Here is an 18,592-nt window from a genome sequence, read left to right as displayed (position 1 = left end):
GTTATCCGGATAACAAAATTCCCCTATCCAACTTTGGCACATCTATTGCTTTGTTATACAAGGCAAACCCTGAACCGGCATTAGCGCAACCCGGTTGCACCACAGCAATACAGCAATAGCACCAAAAAGGTGCATTTTAAGAATTTTGCTTCGGAATGGTGCGGTACATCTCGCAAAAACAAACAATAAAACAGCAATATCTTTACATTTAGCCAAACTAAATGTTACCTAACAAGCACAACACTGCACAATAAAGTTGCAGATGATAACAACACAAACACTCACAACGGGTATCCATGCGTTCTTAACGCAGGAGATAAAGGAGTTGGATATGCAATTACGTAAACCTGCCACAGCAATCCTGGCCCTGGCGCTTTCTGCTGGACTGGCACAGGCAGAAGACGCTGCCCCGGCAGCGGGCAGTACGCTGGACAAAATCGCCAAAAACGGCGTGATTGTCGTCGGTCACCGTGAATCTTCAGTACCTTTCTCTTATTACGACAATCAGCAAAAAGTGGTGGGTTACTCGCAGGATTACTCCAACGCCATTGTTGAAGCAGTGAAAAAGAAACTCAACAAACCGGACTTGCAGGTGAAACTGATTCCGATCACCTCACAAAACCGTATTCCGCTGCTGCAAAACGGCACTTTCGATTTTGAATGTGGTTCTACCACCAACAACCTCGAACGCCAGAAACAGGCGGCTTTCTCTGACACCATTTTCGTGGTCGGTACGCGCCTGCTGACCAAAAAAGGTGGCGATGTTAAAGATTTTGCCGATCTGAAAGATAAAGCCGTAGTCGTCACTTCCGGCACCACCTCTGAAGTTTTGCTCAACAAACTGAATGAAGAGCAAAAAATGAATATGCGCATCATCAGCGCCAAAGATCACGGTGACTCCTTCCGCACCCTGGAAAGTGGTCGCGCCGTTGCCTTTATGATGGATGATGCCCTGCTGGCCGGTGAGCGTGCGAAAGCGAAGAAACCAGACAACTGGGAAATCGTCGGCAAGCCGCAGTCTCAGGAAGCTTACGGTTGCATGTTGCGTAAAGATGATCCGCAGTTCAAAAAGCTGATGGATGACACCATCGCTCAGGTGCAGACCTCCGGTGAAGCGGAAAAATGGTTTGATAAGTGGTTCAAAAATCCAATTCCGCCAAAAAACCTGAACATGAATTTCGAACTGTCAGACGAAATGAAAGCACTGTTCAAAGAACCGAATGACAAGGCACTGAACTAATTACAAGAACCAGGGGCGGAAATTCCAGCCCTCTCGATTGTTACGTAGCACGGACAGACTATACGCCTGATGGTCGTTCCCCATCGAGCCTGAAAACCGCAATACGCTGGGTAACAATCTTCGAGGGTAGCAGTTAACGCTGCTACCCTCTTTTTTCTGGAGTAGATTTATGTCTATAGACTGGAACTGGGGTATTTTTTTACAACAAGCCCCGTTCGGCAACACCACCTATCTTGGCTGGATCTGGAGCGGCTTTCAGGTGACGATCGCTTTGTCGATCTGCGCCTGGATTATCGCTTTCCTCGTCGGCTCGTTATTCGGCATTTTGCGTACCGTTCCTAACCGTTTTCTCTCCGGTCTGGGTACGTTGTATGTCGAACTGTTCCGCAACGTGCCACTAATTGTGCAGTTCTTTACCTGGTATCTGGTGATCCCGGAGCTACTGCCGGAGAAGATCGGCATGTGGTTTAAGGCCGAGCTGGATCCCAATATTCAGTTTTTCCTTTCATCCATGCTCTGTCTGGGGCTGTTTACCGCCGCTCGTGTTTGCGAACAGGTGCGCGCCGCGATCCAGTCGCTGCCACGTGGGCAAAAAAATGCCGCGCTGGCGATGGGGTTGACGCTACCACAGGCTTATCGCTACGTGCTGTTGCCTAACGCTTATCGCGTTATCGTCCCGCCGATGACGTCCGAGATGATGAACCTGGTGAAAAACTCCGCCATCGCCTCGACCATCGGGCTGGTGGATATGGCGGCGCAGGCCGGTAAATTGCTCGATTACTCCGCCCACGCCTGGGAATCGTTTACCGCCATTACGCTGGCGTATGTATTGATTAACGCGGTTATCATGCTGGTGATGACGCTGGTTGAACGTAAAGTTCGCCTGCCCGGCAACATGGGAGGCAAGTAATGTACGAGTTTGACTGGAGTTCCATAGTTCCTTCCCTGCCGTATCTGCTGGACGGGCTGGTGATCACCCTGAAAATTACCATCACGGCAGTCGTGATTGGTATTTTATGGGGCACCATGCTGGCGGTGATGCGCCTGTCCAGCTTTGCGCCCGTGGCGTGGTTTGCCAAAGCCTACGTTAACGTGTTCCGTTCAATCCCATTAGTAATGGTTCTGCTATGGTTTTACCTGATCGTGCCGGGTTTTCTGCAAAACGTGCTGGGATTATCACCAAAAACAGATATCCGCTTAATTTCTGCCATGGTGGCGTTTTCGATGTTTGAAGCGGCCTACTATTCCGAGATTATCCGCGCCGGTATTCAAAGTATCTCCCGTGGGCAGTCGAGCGCCGCGCTGGCACTCGGCATGACCCACTGGCAGTCGATGAAACTGATTATTCTGCCGCAGGCATTCCGTGCAATGGTGCCGCTACTGCTCACTCAGGGCATCGTACTGTTTCAGGATACCTCGCTGGTGTATGTGTTATCTCTGGCCGATTTCTTCCGTACCGCCTCAACCATTGGTGAACGTGATGGTACGCAGGTTGAGATGATCCTGTTTGCCGGATTTGTTTATTTCGTTATTAGCCTTAGCGCATCGTTGTTGGTCAGCTACTTGAAAAGAAGGACAGCATAATGATTTCCCTGAAAAATGTTTCAAAATGGTATGGTCACTTTCAGGTGCTGACCGACTGCTCAACCGAAGTGAAAAAAGGCGAAGTTGTGGTGGTTTGCGGCCCGTCTGGTTCCGGCAAATCAACGCTGATTAAAACCGTCAACGGCCTCGAACCGGTGCAGCAAGGTGAAATCACCGTCGATGGCATCGTGGTTAACGATAAAAAAACCGACCTGGCGAAGCTGCGTTCCCGCGTCGGCATGGTGTTCCAGCACTTCGAGCTGTTCCCTCACCTGTCGATTATCGAAAATCTGACGCTGGCGCAGGTGAAAGTGCTTAAACGCGATAAAGCACCAGCTCGTGAAAAAGCACTCAAGCTGCTGGAGCGCGTGGGACTTTCCGCACATGCCAATAAATTTCCGGCACAGCTTTCTGGTGGTCAGCAGCAGCGTGTGGCGATCGCTCGCGCGCTGTGTATGGATCCTATTGCGATGCTGTTCGACGAACCGACATCGGCGCTGGATCCGGAGATGATCAACGAAGTGCTGGACGTAATGGTGGAACTGGCGAACGAAGGAATGACCATGATGGTGGTGACCCATGAAATGGGCTTTGCCCGCAAAGTGGCGAATCGGGTGATCTTTATGGACGAGGGAAAGATTGTCGAAGACTCGCCGAAAGACGCTTTCTTCGATGATCCGAAATCGGACCGCGCAAAAGACTTCCTCGCGAAAATCCTGCATTAATCACTCTGGCGCGCATAGCCAAGTGCGCGCCATCTCACGCTTTATCGTTTCGCCCCTCGTATCTGTTACATCCTGGCGTTACCCTTGTCGCAAAGAAGCACACAACAAGGAGCAACAATGGCACTGCCAATTCTGTTAGATTGCGACCCAGGTCATGATGACGCTATCGCAATAGTTCTCGCCCTCGCCTCACCTGAGCTTGATGTTAAAGCGATTACTTCTTCCGCCGGAAACCAGACACCAGAAAAAACCTTACGCAATGTTCTGCGTATGCTGACCTTGCTTAATCGCACCGATATTCCGGTAGCAGGCGGCGCGGTGAAACCGTTAATGCGTGAGTTGATTATCGCCGACAACGTGCACGGCGAAAGTGGACTGGACGGTCCGGCATTACCGGAACCCGCATTTGCGCCGCAAAATTGCACGGCGGTGGAGCTGATGGCGAAAACGCTGCACGAAAGTGCTGAACCCGTCACCATTGTCTCTACCGGACCGCAAACTAACGTCGCCTTGCTGCTCAATAGCCATCCGGAACTGCATAGTAAAATCGCCCGTATCGTGATTATGGGCGGTGCAATGGGACTCGGTAACTGGACGCCTGCGGCTGAATTTAATATTTACGTTGACCCGGAAGCGGCAGAAATTGTCTTCCAGTCAGGGATCCCGGTGGTGATGGCCGGTCTGGATGTTACTCACAAAGCACAAATCCACGTTGAGGACACCGAGCGTTTCCGCGCGATTGGCAACCCTGTTTCAACCATTGTTGCCGAACTGCTGGATTTCTTCCTCGAATATCATAAAGACGAAAAATGGGGCTTTGTCGGCGCACCACTGCATGACCCATGCACCATCGCCTGGCTACTGAAACCTGAACTGTTCACCACCGTTGAACGCTGGGTCGGCGTGGAAACACAGGGGAAATATACCCAGGGTATGACGGTGGTTGATTATTATTATCTGACTGGCAATAAACCGAATGCCACTGTAATGGTCGATGTTGATCGTCAGGGCTTTGTTGATTTACTGGCTGAACGGCTTAAATTTTACGCTTAATAACTCGCCGGATGGTATCACGTCATCCGGCACTACCATTACGGCTCGAACGGGCGTCTCTGGAACTGGTCATGACCACATTTCGGGCATAGCGTTAGGACTTCCGGCGTGTAGATCGGGAAATGGAAGTGACATTTCTCGCAGACCAGATTCCCCAGCCCTACCACTTCTCCGCTGTGATAAACCCCGTGATGGTTGAGATCCTGGAAAACTTCGCGCCATTCAAGCTGCGTTTTATCGGTGATGTCTGCCAGCTCCTGCCACAAGCTTTCTTTTATCACCCGCATAAAGACGCTGTCAGATTCTTCTTTCAGGCTCTCTTCATAGCTCATGGCGAACTCTTCCAGGTCACGTCTGACAGCTCGCGTCAACTCATCGACCTCGGTTCGCGTTAACTCCCCTGTTTTTATTACGCGCTCCCGCGCCTGTTCCACCAGTGCGTCGATATCACGTTCGCCATTACGCAGGCGTTCGCTCAGTGACGCGACCAGTTCACGGTAATATTGAGCAACCTTGTTCATCGTTTCATCTCCCGGGTCGTTAACTGACTATAATAATAGACGTTCTTTGTTCCTTGCTTTGCTAATACGCCCACAAACTCTGTAAATTAATGTATGAATAATCCGGGCATCATTTCAACGTCGAGTGCGCGAAAGGCTGTTTTGACGCGGACGTTTGGGCTATGCTATGCGGATCTGAAAAACCACCTCAACGCTACATTTGTAGCCGTATTGAAAACAGGACCACTGGCTGCCATGCAAGAGCAATACCGCCCGGAAGAGATAGAATCCAAAGTACAGCTTCACTGGGATGAGAAGCGCACATTTGAAGTAACCGAAGACGAGAGCAAAGAGAAGTATTACTGCCTGTCTATGCTTCCCTATCCTTCTGGTCGACTACACATGGGCCACGTACGTAACTACACCATCGGTGACGTGATCGCCCGCTACCAGCGTATGCTGGGCAAAAACGTCCTGCAGCCGATCGGCTGGGACGCGTTTGGTCTGCCTGCGGAAGGCGCAGCAGTGAAAAACAACACCGCGCCAGCACCGTGGACGTATGACAACATCGCGTATATGAAAAACCAGCTCAAAATGCTGGGCTTTGGTTATGACTGGAGCCGCGAGCTGGCAACCTGTACGCCGGAATACTACCGTTGGGAACAGAAATTCTTCACCGAGCTGTATAAAAAAGGCCTGGTATATAAGAAGACTTCTGCGGTCAACTGGTGTCCGAACGACCAGACCGTACTGGCGAACGAACAGGTTATCGACGGCTGCTGCTGGCGCTGCGATACCAAAGTTGAACGTAAAGAGATCCCGCAGTGGTTTATCAAAATCACCGCTTACGCTGACGAACTGCTCAACGATCTGGATAAACTGGATCACTGGCCAGACACCGTTAAAACCATGCAGCGTAACTGGATCGGTCGTTCCGAAGGCGTGGAAATCACCTTCAACGTTAACGACTATGACAACACGCTGACCGTTTACACTACCCGCCCGGACACCTTTATGGGTTGTACTTATCTGGCGGTAGCGGCGGGTCATCCGCTGGCACAGAAAGCGGCAGAAAATAATCCTGAACTGGCGTCCTTTATCGACGAATGCCGTAACACCAAAGTTGCCGAAGCTGAAATGGCGACAATGGAGAAAAAAGGTGTCGATACCGGCTTTAAAGCGGTTCACCCATTAACGGGCGAAGAAATTCCGGTTTGGGCAGCAAACTTCGTATTGATGGAGTACGGCACTGGCGCAGTCATGGCGGTTCCGGGTCACGACCAGCGCGACTACGAGTTTGCCTCTAAATACGGCCTGAACATCAAACCGGTGATCCTGGCTGCTGACGGCTCTGAGCCAGATCTTTCTCAGCAAGCCCTGACTGAAAAAGGCGTGCTGTTCAACTCTGGTGAGTTCAACGGTCTTGACCATGAAGCGGCCTTTAACGCCATTGCCGACAAATTGACGGCAATGGGCGTTGGCGAGCGTAAAGTAAACTATCGCCTGCGCGACTGGGGTGTTTCCCGTCAGCGTTACTGGGGCGCACCGATTCCGATGGTGACGCTGGAGGACGGCACTGTGATGCCTACTCCGGACGACCAGTTGCCGGTGATCCTGCCGGAAGATGTGGTAATGGATGGTATTACCAGCCCGATCAAAGCAGATCCTGAGTGGGCGAAAACCACCGTTAACGGTATGCCGGCACTGCGTGAAACCGATACTTTCGACACCTTTATGGAGTCCTCCTGGTACTATGCGCGCTACACTTGCCCGGAGTACAAAGAGGGTATGCTGGATTCCAAAGCAGCTAACTACTGGCTGCCGGTAGATATCTACATTGGTGGTATCGAACACGCCATCATGCACCTGCTCTACTTCCGCTTCTTCCACAAACTGATGCGTGATGCAGGCATGGTGAACTCTGACGAGCCAGCGAAACAGCTGCTGTGTCAGGGTATGGTGCTGGCAGATGCCTTCTACTATGTAGGCGAAAACGGCGAACGTAACTGGGTTTCCCCGGTTGATGCTATCGTTGAGCGCGACGAGAAAGGCCGTATCGTGAAAGCGAAAGACGCGGCAGGCCATGAACTGGTGTATACCGGCATGAGCAAAATGTCCAAGTCGAAGAACAACGGTATCGACCCGCAGGTGATGGTTGAACGTTACGGCGCGGACACCGTTCGTCTGTTTATGATGTTCGCTTCTCCGGCGGATATGACTCTCGAATGGCAGGAGTCCGGCGTTGAAGGGGCTAACCGCTTCCTGAAACGTGTCTGGAAACTGGTGTACGAGCACACTGCGAAAGGTGATGTTGCGGCGCTGAACGTTGACGCACTGACTGAAGATCAGAAAGCTCTGCGTCGTGATGTTCATAAAACTATCGCTAAAGTGACCGATGATATCGGTCGTCGTCAGACCTTTAACACTGCAATTGCGGCGATAATGGAGCTGATGAATAAACTGGCAAAAGCACCGACCGATGGTGAGCAGGATCGCGCGCTGATGCAGGAAGCCCTGCTGGCCGTTGTTCGTATGCTTAACCCGTTCACGCCGCACATCTGCTTCACGCTGTGGCAGGAACTGAAAGGTGAAGGTGATATCGACAACGCGCCGTGGCCGGTTGCAGACGAGAAAGCGATGGTGGAAGATTCCACTCTGGTGGTGGTGCAGGTTAACGGTAAAGTCCGTGCCAAAATCACCGTTCCGGTAGATGCAACGGAAGAACAGGTTCGCGAACGTGCTGGCCAGGAACATCTGGTAGCAAAATATCTTGATGGCGTTACCGTGCGTAAAGTGATTTACGTACCGGGTAAACTCCTCAATCTGGTCGTTGGCTAAGCGCGGGAGGAAGCGTGCGATATCTGGCAACATTGTTGTTATCTCTGGCGGTGTTAATCACCGCCGGGTGTGGCTGGCATCTGCGTGATACCACGCAGGTTCCTTCCACTATGAAGGTCATGATCCTGGACTCTGGCGACCCGAACGGGCCGTTAAGCCGTGCGGTGCGTAATCAGTTGCGTCTGAACGGTGTTGAGTTGCTTGATAAAGAAACCACGCGTAAGGATGTTCCATCCCTGCGTTTGGGTGCTGTATCAATCTCCCAGGATACCGCTTCAGTTTTCCGTAATGGTCAAACCGCTGAATATCAAATGGTGATGACTGTCAGCGCGTCAGTATTGATCCCTGGCCGTGACATCTACCCGATTAGCGCCAAAGTCTTCCGTTCGTTCTTCGATAACCCGCAAATGGCGTTAGCGAAAGATAATGAGCAAAGCATGATCATTCAAGAGATGTACGACCGTGCTGCCGAACAGCTGATACGTAAGCTGCCAAGCATCCGCGCTGCGGATATCCGTTCCGACGAAGATACGTCGAAAACAACGGATACTGCAGCAACGCCTGCACGCGTCTCTACTACGCTGGGTAACTGATGATTCGGTTGTACCCGGAACAACTCCGCGCGCAGCTCAATGAAGGGCTGCGCGCGGCGTATCTTTTGCTTGGTAACGATCCTCTGTTGTTGCAGGAAAGCCAGGACGCTGTTCGTCAGGTAGCTGCAGCACAAGGATTTGCAGAACACCACACTTTTTCCATTGATCCCAACACCGACTGGAATGCGATATTTTCGCTATGCCAGGCCATGAGCCTGTTCGCCAGTCGACAAACGCTATTGCTGCTGTTACCAGAAAACGGACCAAATGCGGCGATCAATGACCAACTTCTGACACTGACCGGACTGCTGCATGACGATTTGCTGCTGATCGTGCGCGGCAATAAATTAAGCAAAGCGCAGGAAAATGCTGCCTGGTTTACTGCTCTTGCTAATCGAAGCGTGCAGGTAACCTGTCAGACACCGGAGCAGGCTCAGCTTCCTCGCTGGGTTGCTGCGCGTGCAAAACAGCTCAACTTAGAACTGGATGACGCTGCAAATCAGATGCTCTGCTATTGTTATGAAGGTAACCTGCTGGCGCTGGCACAGGCGCTGGAGCGTTTATCGCTTCTCTGGCCGGACGGCAAACTGACATTACCGCGCGTTGAGCAGGCAGTGAATGATGCCGCGCATTTCACCCCTTTTCATTGGGTCGATGCTTTGTTGATGGGCAAAAGCAAGCGCGCATTGCACATTCTTCAGCAACTGCGTCTGGAAGGCAGCGAGCCGGTTATTTTGTTGCGCACATTACAACGTGAACTGTTGTTACTGGTTAATTTGAAACGTCAGTCTGCCCATATGCCGTTACGCGCGTTGTTTGATAAGCATCGCGTTTGGCAGAACCGGCGGGGCATGATGGGCGAGGCATTAAATCGCTTAAGCCAGCCGCAGTTACGTCAGGCCGTGCAACTTCTCACACGAACGGAACTCACCCTCAAACAAGATTACGGCCAGTCGGTGTGGGCAGATCTGGAGGGATTATCTCTTCTGTTGTGCCATAAACCACTGGCAGACGTATTTATCGATGGTTGATATGAAATCTTTACAGGCTCTGTTTGGTGGCACCTTCGATCCGGTGCACTATGGTCATCTTAAACCCGTGGAAACGCTGGCGAATCTGATTGGTCTGACGCGAGTGACTATTATCCCTAACAATGTTCCTCCGCATCGTCCACAGCCGGAAGCAAACAGCGCGCAGCGAAAACACATGCTTGAACTGGCTATTGCCGACAAACCACTGTTTACCCTTGATGAACGTGAGTTAAAGCGCAATGCCCCCTCTTACACTGCGCAAACACTCAAAGAGTGGCGACAGGAACAAGGTGACGATGTGCCACTGGCGTTTATTATTGGTCAGGATTCACTGCTGACTTTTCCCACCTGGTACGAATACGAAACAATTCTCGACAATGCGCATTTAATTGTCTGTCGGCGTCCCGGTTACCCGCTTGAAATGGCGCAACCACAATACCAGCAGTGGCTGGAAGATCATTTGACGCATAATCCAGAAGATCTGCACCTTCAGTCTGCCGGTAAAATTTACCTCGCTGAAACGCCGTGGTTTAACATCTCGGCGACCATCATCCGCGAACGCTTGCAAAACGGCGAATCATGTGAAGATTTGTTACCGGAATCGGTATTGACCTACATTAACCAACAAGGCTTGTATCGCTGATACCTGTCATCACGGAGGGAATGATGCGACTGTGGTTAATTCGTCACGGCGAAACGCAGGCAAATGTCGATGGATTGTACAGCGGTCATGCGCCGACGCCACTGACTGCACGCGGTATCGAGCAAGCTCAAAGCCTGAATACCCTGTTGCGTGATGTTCCCTTCGATATGGTTTTATGTAGTGAGCTGGAACGCGCGCAGCATACCGCGCGGCTGGTTCTCAGTGACCGCCAGCTCCCTGTACAAACCGTCCCTGAGCTTAATGAAATGTTTTTTGGTGACTGGGAGATGCGGCATCATCGCGATTTGATGCAAGAAGATGCCGAAAACTATAGCGCATGGTGCAATGACTGGCAGTATGCCGTCCCAACTAACGGCGAAGGTTTTCAGGCGTTTTCGCAACGGGTAGAAAGGTTTATTGCCGGATTTGTTGAATATCAGCACCACAAAAATATATTAGTCATCAGCCATCAGGGCGTGTTGAGTCTGTTAATTGCACGCTTACTTGGTATGCCAGCCGGGGCGATGTGGCATTTTCGTGTAGACCAGGGCTGCTGGAGCGCCATTGAAATCAATGACGCATTCGCAACTCTACGTGTCCTCAATAGCCGTGCTATATGGCACAGGGATGCATGACTTTTCTGTTTTTTTGCATGTAAGGTGCAGCGCCCATTGACAGCCCCGGACAGGCTGATATTCTCCGCAGCCGGACTTTTTCCGCTAAACACGACTTTGTAGAAATTGTTTTACAAAAATGGCGATGCAATCTGCGGCGCAGGGTGGGATGATAGCCCACTTTCGAAAGCCGATTCGGCGACAATTGTCCCGAAATCGCCTCTGGTTCAGGTATACTGGCAGACCGTTTTTTATCTTTTTAATTCACCCAGGGGGAAAACTTGCAGGGTAAAGCACTCCAGGATTTTGTTATCGACAAAATTGATGACCTCAAAGGTCAGGACATCATCGCCTTAGACGTTCAGGGCAAATCCAGCATCACCGACTGCATGATCATCTGTACGGGTACGTCCAGCCGTCATGTTATGTCCATTGCTGACCACGTTGTGCAGGAGTCTCGTGCTGCTGGTCTATTGCCGCTCGGCGTAGAAGGTGAAAACAGCGCCGACTGGATTGTCGTTGATTTGGGCGAAGTTATTGTCCATGTCATGCAGGAAGAGAGCCGTCGCCTGTATGAACTGGAAAAACTCTGGAGTTAATGTGTGAAGCTGCAACTTGTGGCCGTGGGAACGAAAATGCCGGACTGGGTACAAACCGGTTTTACCGAGTACCTGCGTCGTTTTCCGAAAGATATGCCTTTTGAGCTGATTGAAATTCCGGCCGGGAAACGCGGCAAGAACGCGGACATCAAGCGCATACTCGACAAAGAGGGTGAGCAGATGCTGGCAGCCGCAGGCAAAAACCGCATTGTCACCCTCGACATTCCAGGCAAGCCCTGGGACACACCGCAGTTAGCCGCTGAACTGGAACGATGGAAGCTTGATGGCCGCGACGTCAGCCTGCTTATTGGCGGGCCTGAAGGGTTATCACCTGCCTGTAAAGCAGCGGCAGAACAAAGCTGGTCGCTTTCCGCGCTGACCCTCCCCCATCCGCTGGTTCGCGTACTGGTCGCAGAGAGTCTGTACCGGGCGTGGAGCATTACCACCAACCATCCTTATCACCGTGAGTGATAAGAAAGCTTTGAGTAGAAAACGCAGCGGATGAAACTACAGAACTCTTTTCGCGACTATACGGCAGAGTCCGCACTGTTTGTGCGCCGGGCACTGGTCGCCTTTTTGGGAATTTTGCTGCTGACCGGCGTGCTTATCGCCAACCTGTATAATCTGCAAATTGTTCGTTTTACCGATTATCAGACCCGTTCTAATGAAAACCGCATCAAACTGGTGCCTATCGCCCCCAGTCGCGGCATTATCTACGATCGTAACGGCATCCCTCTGGCACTCAACCGCACTATCTATCAGGTAGAGATGATGCCGGAGAAAGTCGATAACGTGCAGCAAACGCTGGACGCTTTGCGCAGCGTGGTCGATCTGACCGATGATGATATCGCTGCATTCAGAAAAGAGCGCGCACGTTCACACCGTTTCACCTCGATTCCAGTGAAAACTAACCTGACCGAAGTACAAGTAGCTCGCTTTGCCGTCAATCAGTACCGTTTTCCGGGTGTCGAAGTTAAAGGCTATAAACGCCGTTACTATCCTTACGGTTCGGCGCTGACCCACGTCATCGGCTATGTGTCGAAAATCAACGATAAAGATGTCGAACGCCTGAATAATGACGGCAAACTAGCCAATTATGCGGCAACGCATGATATCGGTAAGCTAGGCATTGAGCGTTACTATGAAGATGTGTTGCACGGTCAGACCGGTTATGAAGAGGTTGAAGTTAACAACCGTGGTCGCGTCATCCGCCAGTTAAAAGAAGTACCGCCACAAGCCGGGCACGATATTTACCTGACGATAGATCTCAAACTCCAGCAGTATATTGAAACACTACTGGCAGGCAGCCGCGCGGCTGTGGTAGTCACCGATCCGCGCACAGGTGGTGTGCTGGCGCTGGTTTCCACGCCAAGCTATGACCCAAACTTGTTTGTTGACGGTATATCCAGCAAAGATTATTCCGCATTGCTGAACGACCCGAACACACCGCTGGTGAACCGAGCCACGCAGGGGGTTTATCCACCGGCGTCTACGGTTAAACCTTATGTAGCAGTATCAGCATTAAGTGCTGGGGTGATCACGCGCAATACTACGCTGTTTGACCCAGGCTGGTGGCAGCTGCCTGGTTCGGAAAAACGTTACCGTGACTGGAAAAAATGGGGTCACGGACGCCTGAATGTCACAAGATCGCTGGAAGAATCTGCGGATACCTTCTTCTATCAAGTGGCCTACGATATGGGGATCGATCGTCTTTCCGAATGGATGGGGAAATTCGGTTATGGCCATTACACCGGTATCGACCTGGCAGAAGAACGTTCCGGCAACATGCCTACCCGCGAATGGAAACAGAAACGCTTTAAAAAACCGTGGTATCAGGGTGACACCATTCCGGTCGGTATCGGTCAGGGTTACTGGACAGCGACCCCAATCCAGATGAGTAAGGCACTGATGATCCTGATTAATGACGGTGTCGTGAAAGTTCCGCATTTGCTGATGAGCACCGCCGAAGACGGCAAACAGGTGCCATGGGTACAACCGCATGAACCGCCAGTTGGCGATATTCATTCCGGTTACTGGGAGCTGGCGAAAGACGGTATGTACGGGGTTGCTAACCGCCCTAACGGTACGGCGCATAAATACTTTGCCAGCGCACCGTACAAAATTGCGGCGAAATCTGGTACGGCTCAGGTATTCGGTCTGAAAGCGAACGAAACCTATAATGCGCACAAAATTGCTGAGCGTCTGCGTGACCACAAATTAATGACCGCCTTTGCGCCGTATAACAATCCGCAAGTGGCTGTCGCCATGATTCTGGAGAACGGCGGCGCGGGTCCGGCGGTCGGTACGCTGATGCGCCAGATCCTCGACCACATTATGCTGGGCGATAACAACACCGATCTGCCTGCGGAAAACCCAGCGGTTACCGCAGCGGAGGACCATTAATCATGACGGATAATCCGAATAAAAAAACATTCTGGGATAAAGTCCATCTTGATCCCACGATGCTGCTGATTTTACTGGCATTGCTGGTCTACAGTGCTCTGGTAATCTGGAGTGCCAGCGGCCAGGATATCGGCATGATGGAGCGTAAAATCGGTCAGATCGCAATGGGTCTGGTCATTATGGTGGTAATGGCGCAAATCCCTCCGCGCGTTTATGAGGGCTGGGCGCCCTATCTCTATATCATCTGTATTATTTTGCTGGTAGCAGTAGATGCCTTTGGCGCCATCTCCAAAGGTGCTCAACGCTGGCTGGATCTCGGTATCGTTCGTTTCCAGCCGTCGGAAATTGCCAAAATAGCTGTGCCGCTGATGGTGGCACGCTTTATCAACCGCGACGTTTGTCCTCCGTCGTTAAAAAATACCGCCATCGCCCTGGTGCTGATATTTATGCCCACGCTGCTGGTCGCAGCGCAGCCTGACCTGGGGACGTCAATTCTCGTTGCGCTTTCCGGTCTGTTCGTACTGTTCCTCTCTGGCCTTAGCTGGCGCCTGATCGGCGTTGCAGTGGTGCTGGTAGCAGCGTTCATTCCGATTCTGTGGTTCTTCCTGATGCATGATTACCAGCGCCAGCGCGTAATGATGCTCCTCGACCCAGAATCAGACCCTCTTGGCGCGGGCTATCACATTATTCAGTCTAAAATAGCTATTGGCTCCGGCGGATTACGCGGCAAAGGCTGGCTGCACGGCACTCAGTCACAGCTTGAATTTCTGCCCGAACGCCATACCGACTTTATCTTCGCAGTACTGGCGGAAGAGCTGGGATTAGTGGGCATTTTGATTCTGCTCGCTCTCTATATTCTGCTGATTATGCGCGGGCTGTGGATAGCCGCCAGAGCGCAAACCACTTTTGGTCGCGTCATGGCTGGCGGCTTAATGCTGATATTATTCGTTTATGTCTTCGTAAATATTGGTATGGTAAGCGGTATTCTGCCGGTTGTAGGGGTTCCGCTCCCACTGGTCAGTTATGGAGGATCGGCGCTAATTGTGCTGATGGCTGGGTTTGGGATTGTAATGTCAATCCACACCCACAGGAAAATGTTGTCGAAAAGCGTGTAAGAGGTGCGCAATGCGTAAGCAGTGGCTCGTGATCTGCATCGCGGCAGGAATGCTCGCGGCATGTACAAGCGATGATGGTCAGCAACAGACGGTAAGTATACCGCAGCCTGCGGTATGTAACGGCCCAATAGTTGAGATTGGCGGGGCAGAACCGCGTTTCGAACCACTGAACGCGACAGCGAATCAGGATTACCAACGCGATGGCAAAAGCTACAAAATCGTGCAGGATCCCTCACGCTTTAGTCAGGCTGGCCTGGCGGCTATTTATGATGCCGAACCGGGCAGCAATCTGACGGCCTCAGGTGAAGCGTTCGATCCGATGCAGCTAACAGCGGCACATCCGACTCTGCCGATCCCCAGCTACGCGCGAATCACGAACCTGGCTAATGGTCGGATGATTGTGGTGCGCATTAACGATCGTGGTCCCTACGGCAACGATCGCGTAATTTCACTTTCCCGCGCGGCAGCCGACCGTCTTAACACCTCGAACAACACCAAAGTTCGTATCGATCCGATTATCGTCGCCCAGGATGGTTCTCTTTCTGGTCCAGGCATGGCTTGTACCACTGTCGCCAAACAGACTTATGCCCTGCCAGCGCCCCCCGACTTAAGCGGCGGAGCGGGAACAAATTCAGTATCTGGCCCGCAGGGTGATATTCTTCCGGTCAGCAATTCGACGCTGAAAAGTGAAGATCCGACCGGCGCGCCTGTCACCAGCAGCGGTTTCCTCGGCGCACCAACCACCTTAGCGCCTGGTGTACTGGAAGGCAGTGAACCGACGCCGACACCACAGCCAGTGGTCACAGCACCGGCTTCAACGCCTGCAACAACACCTGCAATGGTGACACCGCAAGCTGCTTCGCAAAATGCCAGCGGTAACTTTATGGTGCAAGTCGGTGCTGTTAGCGATCAGGCTCGCGCTCAACAGTATCAACAGCAGTTAGGACAGAAGTTCGGCGTCCCCGGTCGAGTGACCCAAAACGGCGCAGTCTGGCGGATCCAGCTTGGCCCATTTGCCAGCAAAGCCGAAGCCAGTACCTTGCAGCAACGTTTACAAACCGAAGCCCAATTACAGTCATTTATTACCACCGCGCAATAGCGTAAAGCAGGCAACTGAAGTGTCAATTTCTGTAAATGACGTTAACAAAGTCACGCGGAAAGTCAGATGCCTGTCGGTAGTGCATTTGCTATAGTAGGGCACTTTTTTTAATTCCATCACGGATGTCGTAGTTCAGACCATGAATACCATTTCTTCCGCTCGTATCATGAAGCGCCTGGCGCTCACCACGGCTCTTTGCACAGCCTTTATCTCTGCTGCACATGCCGATGACCTGAATATCAAAACTATGATCCCGGGTGTACCGCAGATCGACGCGGAGTCCTACATCCTGATCGACTATAACTCCGGCAAAGTGCTCGCCGAACAGAACGCAGATGTCCGCCGCGATCCTGCCAGCCTGACCAAAATGATGACCAGCTACGTTATCGGCCAGGCAATGAAAGCCGGTAAATTTAAAGAAACTGATTTAGTGACCATCGGCAACGACGCCTGGGCTACCGGTAACCCGGTGTTTAAAGGTTCTTCGCTGATGTTCCTCAAACCGGGTATGCAGGTTCCAGTTTCGCAGCTTATCCGTGGTATTAACCTGCAATCCGGTAACGATGCTTGTGTTGCTATGGCAGACTTTGCCGCCGGTAGTCAGGATGCTTTTGTTGGCCTGATGAACAGCTACGTTAACGCGCTGGGTCTGAAAAATACCCATTTCCAGACTGTACACGGTCTCGACGCTGACGGTCAGTACAGCTCTGCACGAGATATGGCGCTGATCGGTCAGGCGCTGATTCGTGACGTGCCAAATGAATACTCTATCTATAAAGAGAAAGAGTTCACCTTTAACGGTATTCGTCAGCTCAACCGTAACGGCCTGCTGTGGGATAACAGCCTGAATGTTGACGGTATCAAAACCGGTCATACTGACAAGGCAGGTTACAACCTTGTTGCTTCTGCGACAGAAGGTCAGATGCGTCTGATCTCCGCAGTCATGGGCGGACGCACTTTCAAAGGCCGTGAAGCCGAAAGTAAAAAACTGCTGACCTGGGGCTTCCGTTTCTTCGAAACCGTTAACCCGCTGAAAGTAGGCAAAGAGTTCGCCTCTGAACCGGTTTGGTTTGGTGATTCTGATCGCGCTTCGTTAGGTGTTGATAAAGACGTTTACCTGACCATCCCACGTGGCCGCATGAAAGACCTGAAAGCCAGCTACGTGCTGAACAGCAGTGAGCTTCATGCGCCGCTGCAAAAGAATCAGGTCGTTGGTACTATTAACTTCCAGCTTGACGGTAAAACCATTGAGCAACGTCCGCTGGTGGTGTTGCAGGAAATCCCGGAAGGCAACTTCTTCGGCAAAATCATTGATTACATTAAATTAATGTTCCATCACTGGTTTGGTTAAAAATTGAACACTTGAAAGTGTGATTTCCGCCCCCATATACTAAGCATCAGTAAAAACTCCCGCCTTCTGGCGGGAGTTGCTATTTAATTACGTTACGCCGGAGCTGACATGAAAACCAAACTTAACGAACTGCTTGAATTCCCTACTCCTTTTACTTACAAAGTTATGGGGCAGGCGTTACCTGAGCTGGTTGATCAGGTGGTTGAAGTGGTACAGCGCCATGCGCCAGGTGACTACACCCCAACGGTAAAACCAAGCAGCAAAGGCAACTACCACTCGGTATCTATCACTATCAACGCCACTCATATCGAGCAGGTTGAAACACTGTATGAAGAACTGGGCAAAATCGATATTGTCCGCATGGTTCTGTAACTCGCTTTACCATTACCCGGCCTCCTGGTCGGGTAACTCCCCTCCCTCCTCTGTGATATACTTTTTCTCCACTTTTACTCATTCTCCACGGAGATGCCGTTTTGTATCAGGATAAAATTCTTGTCCGCCAGCTCGGTCTTCAGCCTTACGAGCCAATCTCCCAGGCTATGCATGAATTCACCGATACCCGCGATGAAAATACCCTTGATGAGATCTGGCTGGTCGAGCACTATCCGGTATTCACGCAGGGACAAGCAGGAAAAGCGGAGCATATTTTAATGCCGGGTGATATTCCGGTGATCCAGAGCGACCGTGGCGGTCAGGTGACTTATCACGGCCCAGGTCAGCAGGTAATGTACGTTTTGTTTAATCTTAAACGCCGCAAACTGGGTGTGCGTGAGCTGGTGACCTTACTCGAACAAACGGTTGTAAATACCCTGGCTGAACTGGATATTGATGCACATCCTCGTGCAGATGCTCCGGGTGTCTATGTCGGGGAAAAGAAAATTTGCTCGCTCGGCTTACGTATTCGTCGCGGTTGTTCATTCCACGGCCTGGCATTAAACGTCAATATGGATCTTTCGCCATTTTTACGCATTAACCCTTGTGGGTATGCGGGAATGGAAATGGCTAAAATATCGCAATGGAGACCTGATGCAACAACCGACAATGTTGCGCCACGCTTGCTGAGAAATATTTTAGCCCTGCTAAATAATCCTGCCGTAGAATATATATCTGCTTAACGACGCTCATAAATGACCCAACTTGTACTGGGTCATTACTCATGCCCACATTTATGTCCTCTTTAACCGTTGCAGGCCTCTGGAGAAAT

Annotated in this window: 19 protein-coding genes; 18 read left to right on the top strand and 1 reads right to left on the bottom strand. The window is 51.4% G+C overall.

Annotated features, from left to right (window positions below; translation table 11 throughout):
* Positions 1-331 precede the first annotated feature (331 nt).
* From gltI to rihA, 5 genes are all read left to right on the top strand, one after another.
* Entirely contained in the window at positions 332-1,240 is a 909-nt protein-coding gene (gltI, locus tag A7Z29_RS04110) for a glutamate/aspartate ABC transporter substrate-binding protein GltI (RefSeq protein ID WP_016159089.1), read from the top strand.
* A 169-nt stretch (positions 1,241-1,409) separates the two neighbouring features.
* The gene (gene gltJ, locus A7Z29_RS04105) at positions 1,410-2,150 is read left to right on the top strand and encodes a glutamate/aspartate ABC transporter permease GltJ (protein ID WP_000020950.1); all 741 of its coding nucleotides are present in this window, start codon (positions 1,410-1,412) and stop codon (positions 2,148-2,150) included.
* Complete coding sequence (gene gltK / locus A7Z29_RS04100) at positions 2,150-2,824, top strand: glutamate/aspartate ABC transporter permease GltK (RefSeq protein ID WP_000272809.1); 675 nt, start codon at positions 2,150-2,152, stop codon at positions 2,822-2,824. The genes gltJ and gltK overlap by 1 nt, the downstream gene beginning before the upstream one ends.
* Complete coding sequence (gene gltL, locus A7Z29_RS04095) at positions 2,824-3,549, top strand: glutamate/aspartate ABC transporter ATP-binding protein GltL (RefSeq protein ID WP_000624497.1); 726 nt, start codon at positions 2,824-2,826, stop codon at positions 3,547-3,549. Before gltK ends, gltL begins: the two co-directional genes overlap by 1 nt.
* Before the next feature lie 117 nt (positions 3,550-3,666).
* The gene (rihA, locus tag A7Z29_RS04090; protein ID WP_105289822.1) at positions 3,667-4,602 is read left to right on the top strand and encodes a pyrimidine-specific ribonucleoside hydrolase RihA; all 936 of its coding nucleotides are present in this window, start codon (positions 3,667-3,669) and stop codon (positions 4,600-4,602) included.
* Between the two features lie 38 nt (positions 4,603-4,640).
* Here the strand turns inward: rihA and A7Z29_RS04085 are convergent, their stop codons facing one another.
* A complete protein-coding gene (locus A7Z29_RS04085; protein ID WP_105289821.1) occupies positions 4,641-5,123 on the bottom strand; it encodes a zinc ribbon-containing protein in 483 nt (160 codons plus the stop codon).
* A 234-nt stretch (positions 5,124-5,357) separates the two neighbouring features.
* Between A7Z29_RS04085 and leuS the strand changes: the two genes are divergently transcribed.
* From leuS to lipB, 13 genes are all read left to right on the top strand, one after another.
* Complete coding sequence (gene leuS / locus A7Z29_RS04080; protein WP_010346551.1) at positions 5,358-7,940, top strand: leucine--tRNA ligase; 2,583 nt, start codon at positions 5,358-5,360, stop codon at positions 7,938-7,940.
* 14 nt (positions 7,941-7,954) lie between these two features.
* The gene (gene lptE / locus A7Z29_RS04075; protein WP_001269667.1) at positions 7,955-8,533 is read left to right on the top strand and encodes an LPS assembly lipoprotein LptE; all 579 of its coding nucleotides are present in this window, start codon (positions 7,955-7,957) and stop codon (positions 8,531-8,533) included.
* On the top strand, positions 8,533-9,564 hold the full coding sequence (gene holA, locus A7Z29_RS04070) for a DNA polymerase III subunit delta (RefSeq protein WP_000620515.1): 1,032 nt from the start codon (positions 8,533-8,535) through the stop codon (positions 9,562-9,564). The genes lptE and holA overlap by 1 nt, the downstream gene beginning before the upstream one ends.
* 1 nt (position 9,565) lies before the next feature.
* Positions 9,566-10,207, top strand: a complete 642-nt coding sequence (gene nadD / locus A7Z29_RS04065; protein ID WP_105289834.1) for a nicotinate-nucleotide adenylyltransferase — start codon at positions 9,566-9,568, stop codon at positions 10,205-10,207.
* Positions 10,208-10,230: 23 nt separating this feature from the next.
* Positions 10,231-10,842 carry an adenosylcobalamin/alpha-ribazole phosphatase gene (locus tag A7Z29_RS04060; protein WP_010346554.1) on the top strand — a complete coding sequence of 204 codons (612 nt, stop codon included), beginning with the start codon at positions 10,231-10,233 and terminating at the stop codon, positions 10,840-10,842.
* 260 nt (positions 10,843-11,102) lie between these two features.
* Positions 11,103-11,420: a ribosome silencing factor gene (rsfS, locus tag A7Z29_RS04050; RefSeq protein ID WP_001161665.1), complete on the top strand. Its 318-nt coding sequence runs from the start codon at positions 11,103-11,105 to the stop codon at positions 11,418-11,420.
* Positions 11,421-11,423: 3 nt separating this feature from the next.
* Positions 11,424-11,891: a 23S rRNA (pseudouridine(1915)-N(3))-methyltransferase RlmH gene (rlmH, locus tag A7Z29_RS04045; protein ID WP_000776104.1), complete on the top strand. Its 468-nt coding sequence runs from the start codon at positions 11,424-11,426 to the stop codon at positions 11,889-11,891.
* Positions 11,892-11,921: 30 nt separating this feature from the next.
* Positions 11,922-13,823, top strand: a complete 1,902-nt coding sequence (gene mrdA / locus A7Z29_RS04040) for a peptidoglycan DD-transpeptidase MrdA (RefSeq protein ID WP_000776207.1) — start codon at positions 11,922-11,924, stop codon at positions 13,821-13,823.
* A gap of 2 nt (positions 13,824-13,825) precedes the next feature.
* The gene (mrdB, locus tag A7Z29_RS04035; protein WP_000131717.1) at positions 13,826-14,938 is read left to right on the top strand and encodes a peptidoglycan glycosyltransferase MrdB; all 1,113 of its coding nucleotides are present in this window, start codon (positions 13,826-13,828) and stop codon (positions 14,936-14,938) included.
* 10 nt (positions 14,939-14,948) lie between these two features.
* Positions 14,949-16,037 carry an endolytic peptidoglycan transglycosylase RlpA gene (rlpA, locus tag A7Z29_RS04030; protein WP_085460513.1) on the top strand — a complete coding sequence of 363 codons (1,089 nt, stop codon included), beginning with the start codon at positions 14,949-14,951 and terminating at the stop codon, positions 16,035-16,037.
* 139 nt (positions 16,038-16,176) lie between these two features.
* A complete protein-coding gene (gene dacA / locus A7Z29_RS04025; protein WP_001092444.1) occupies positions 16,177-17,388 on the top strand; it encodes a D-alanyl-D-alanine carboxypeptidase DacA in 1,212 nt (403 codons plus the stop codon).
* A 108-nt stretch (positions 17,389-17,496) separates the two neighbouring features.
* The gene (gene ybeD / locus A7Z29_RS04020) at positions 17,497-17,760 is read left to right on the top strand and encodes a DUF493 family protein YbeD (protein WP_000850550.1); all 264 of its coding nucleotides are present in this window, start codon (positions 17,497-17,499) and stop codon (positions 17,758-17,760) included.
* Between the two features lie 101 nt (positions 17,761-17,861).
* Positions 17,862-18,503 carry a lipoyl(octanoyl) transferase LipB gene (lipB, locus tag A7Z29_RS04015; RefSeq protein ID WP_105289820.1) on the top strand — a complete coding sequence of 214 codons (642 nt, stop codon included), beginning with the start codon at positions 17,862-17,864 and terminating at the stop codon, positions 18,501-18,503.
* Positions 18,504-18,592: the final 89 nt, after the last annotated feature.

The sequence above is a fragment of the Escherichia sp. MOD1-EC6842 genome (assembly GCF_002965705.1).
GTDB classification, from domain to species: domain Bacteria; phylum Pseudomonadota; class Gammaproteobacteria; order Enterobacterales; family Enterobacteriaceae; genus Escherichia; species Escherichia ruysiae.
Note: the sequence above shows the minus strand (reverse complement) of the source record. Positions and strands in the feature narration are given on the sequence as shown.

Excerpts from the sequence above, each read along its gene's own strand:
- gltI (WP_016159089.1), top strand. The coding sequence starts at position 332 with ATGCAATTACGTAAACCTGCCACAGCAATCCTGGCCCTGGCGCTTTCT.
- gltJ (WP_000020950.1), top strand. The coding sequence starts at position 1,410 with ATGTCTATAGACTGGAACTGGGGTATTTTTTTACAACAAGCCCCGTTC.
- gltK (WP_000272809.1), top strand. The coding sequence starts at position 2,150 with ATGTACGAGTTTGACTGGAGTTCCATAGTTCCTTCCCTGCCGTATCTG.
- gltL (WP_000624497.1), top strand. The coding sequence starts at position 2,824 with ATGATTTCCCTGAAAAATGTTTCAAAATGGTATGGTCACTTTCAGGTG.
- rihA (WP_105289822.1), top strand. The coding sequence starts at position 3,667 with ATGGCACTGCCAATTCTGTTAGATTGCGACCCAGGTCATGATGACGCT.
- A7Z29_RS04085 (WP_105289821.1), bottom strand. The coding sequence starts at position 5,123 with ATGAACAAGGTTGCTCAATATTACCGTGAACTGGTCGCGTCACTGAGC.
- leuS (WP_010346551.1), top strand. The coding sequence starts at position 5,358 with ATGCAAGAGCAATACCGCCCGGAAGAGATAGAATCCAAAGTACAGCTT.
- holA (WP_000620515.1), top strand. The coding sequence starts at position 8,533 with ATGATTCGGTTGTACCCGGAACAACTCCGCGCGCAGCTCAATGAAGGG.
- nadD (WP_105289834.1), top strand. The coding sequence starts at position 9,566 with ATGAAATCTTTACAGGCTCTGTTTGGTGGCACCTTCGATCCGGTGCAC.
- A7Z29_RS04060 (WP_010346554.1), top strand. The coding sequence starts at position 10,231 with ATGCGACTGTGGTTAATTCGTCACGGCGAAACGCAGGCAAATGTCGAT.
- mrdA (WP_000776207.1), top strand. The coding sequence starts at position 11,922 with ATGAAACTACAGAACTCTTTTCGCGACTATACGGCAGAGTCCGCACTG.
- mrdB (WP_000131717.1), top strand. The coding sequence starts at position 13,826 with ATGACGGATAATCCGAATAAAAAAACATTCTGGGATAAAGTCCATCTT.
- rlpA (WP_085460513.1), top strand. The coding sequence starts at position 14,949 with ATGCGTAAGCAGTGGCTCGTGATCTGCATCGCGGCAGGAATGCTCGCG.
- dacA (WP_001092444.1), top strand. The coding sequence starts at position 16,177 with ATGAATACCATTTCTTCCGCTCGTATCATGAAGCGCCTGGCGCTCACC.
- ybeD (WP_000850550.1), top strand. The coding sequence starts at position 17,497 with ATGAAAACCAAACTTAACGAACTGCTTGAATTCCCTACTCCTTTTACT.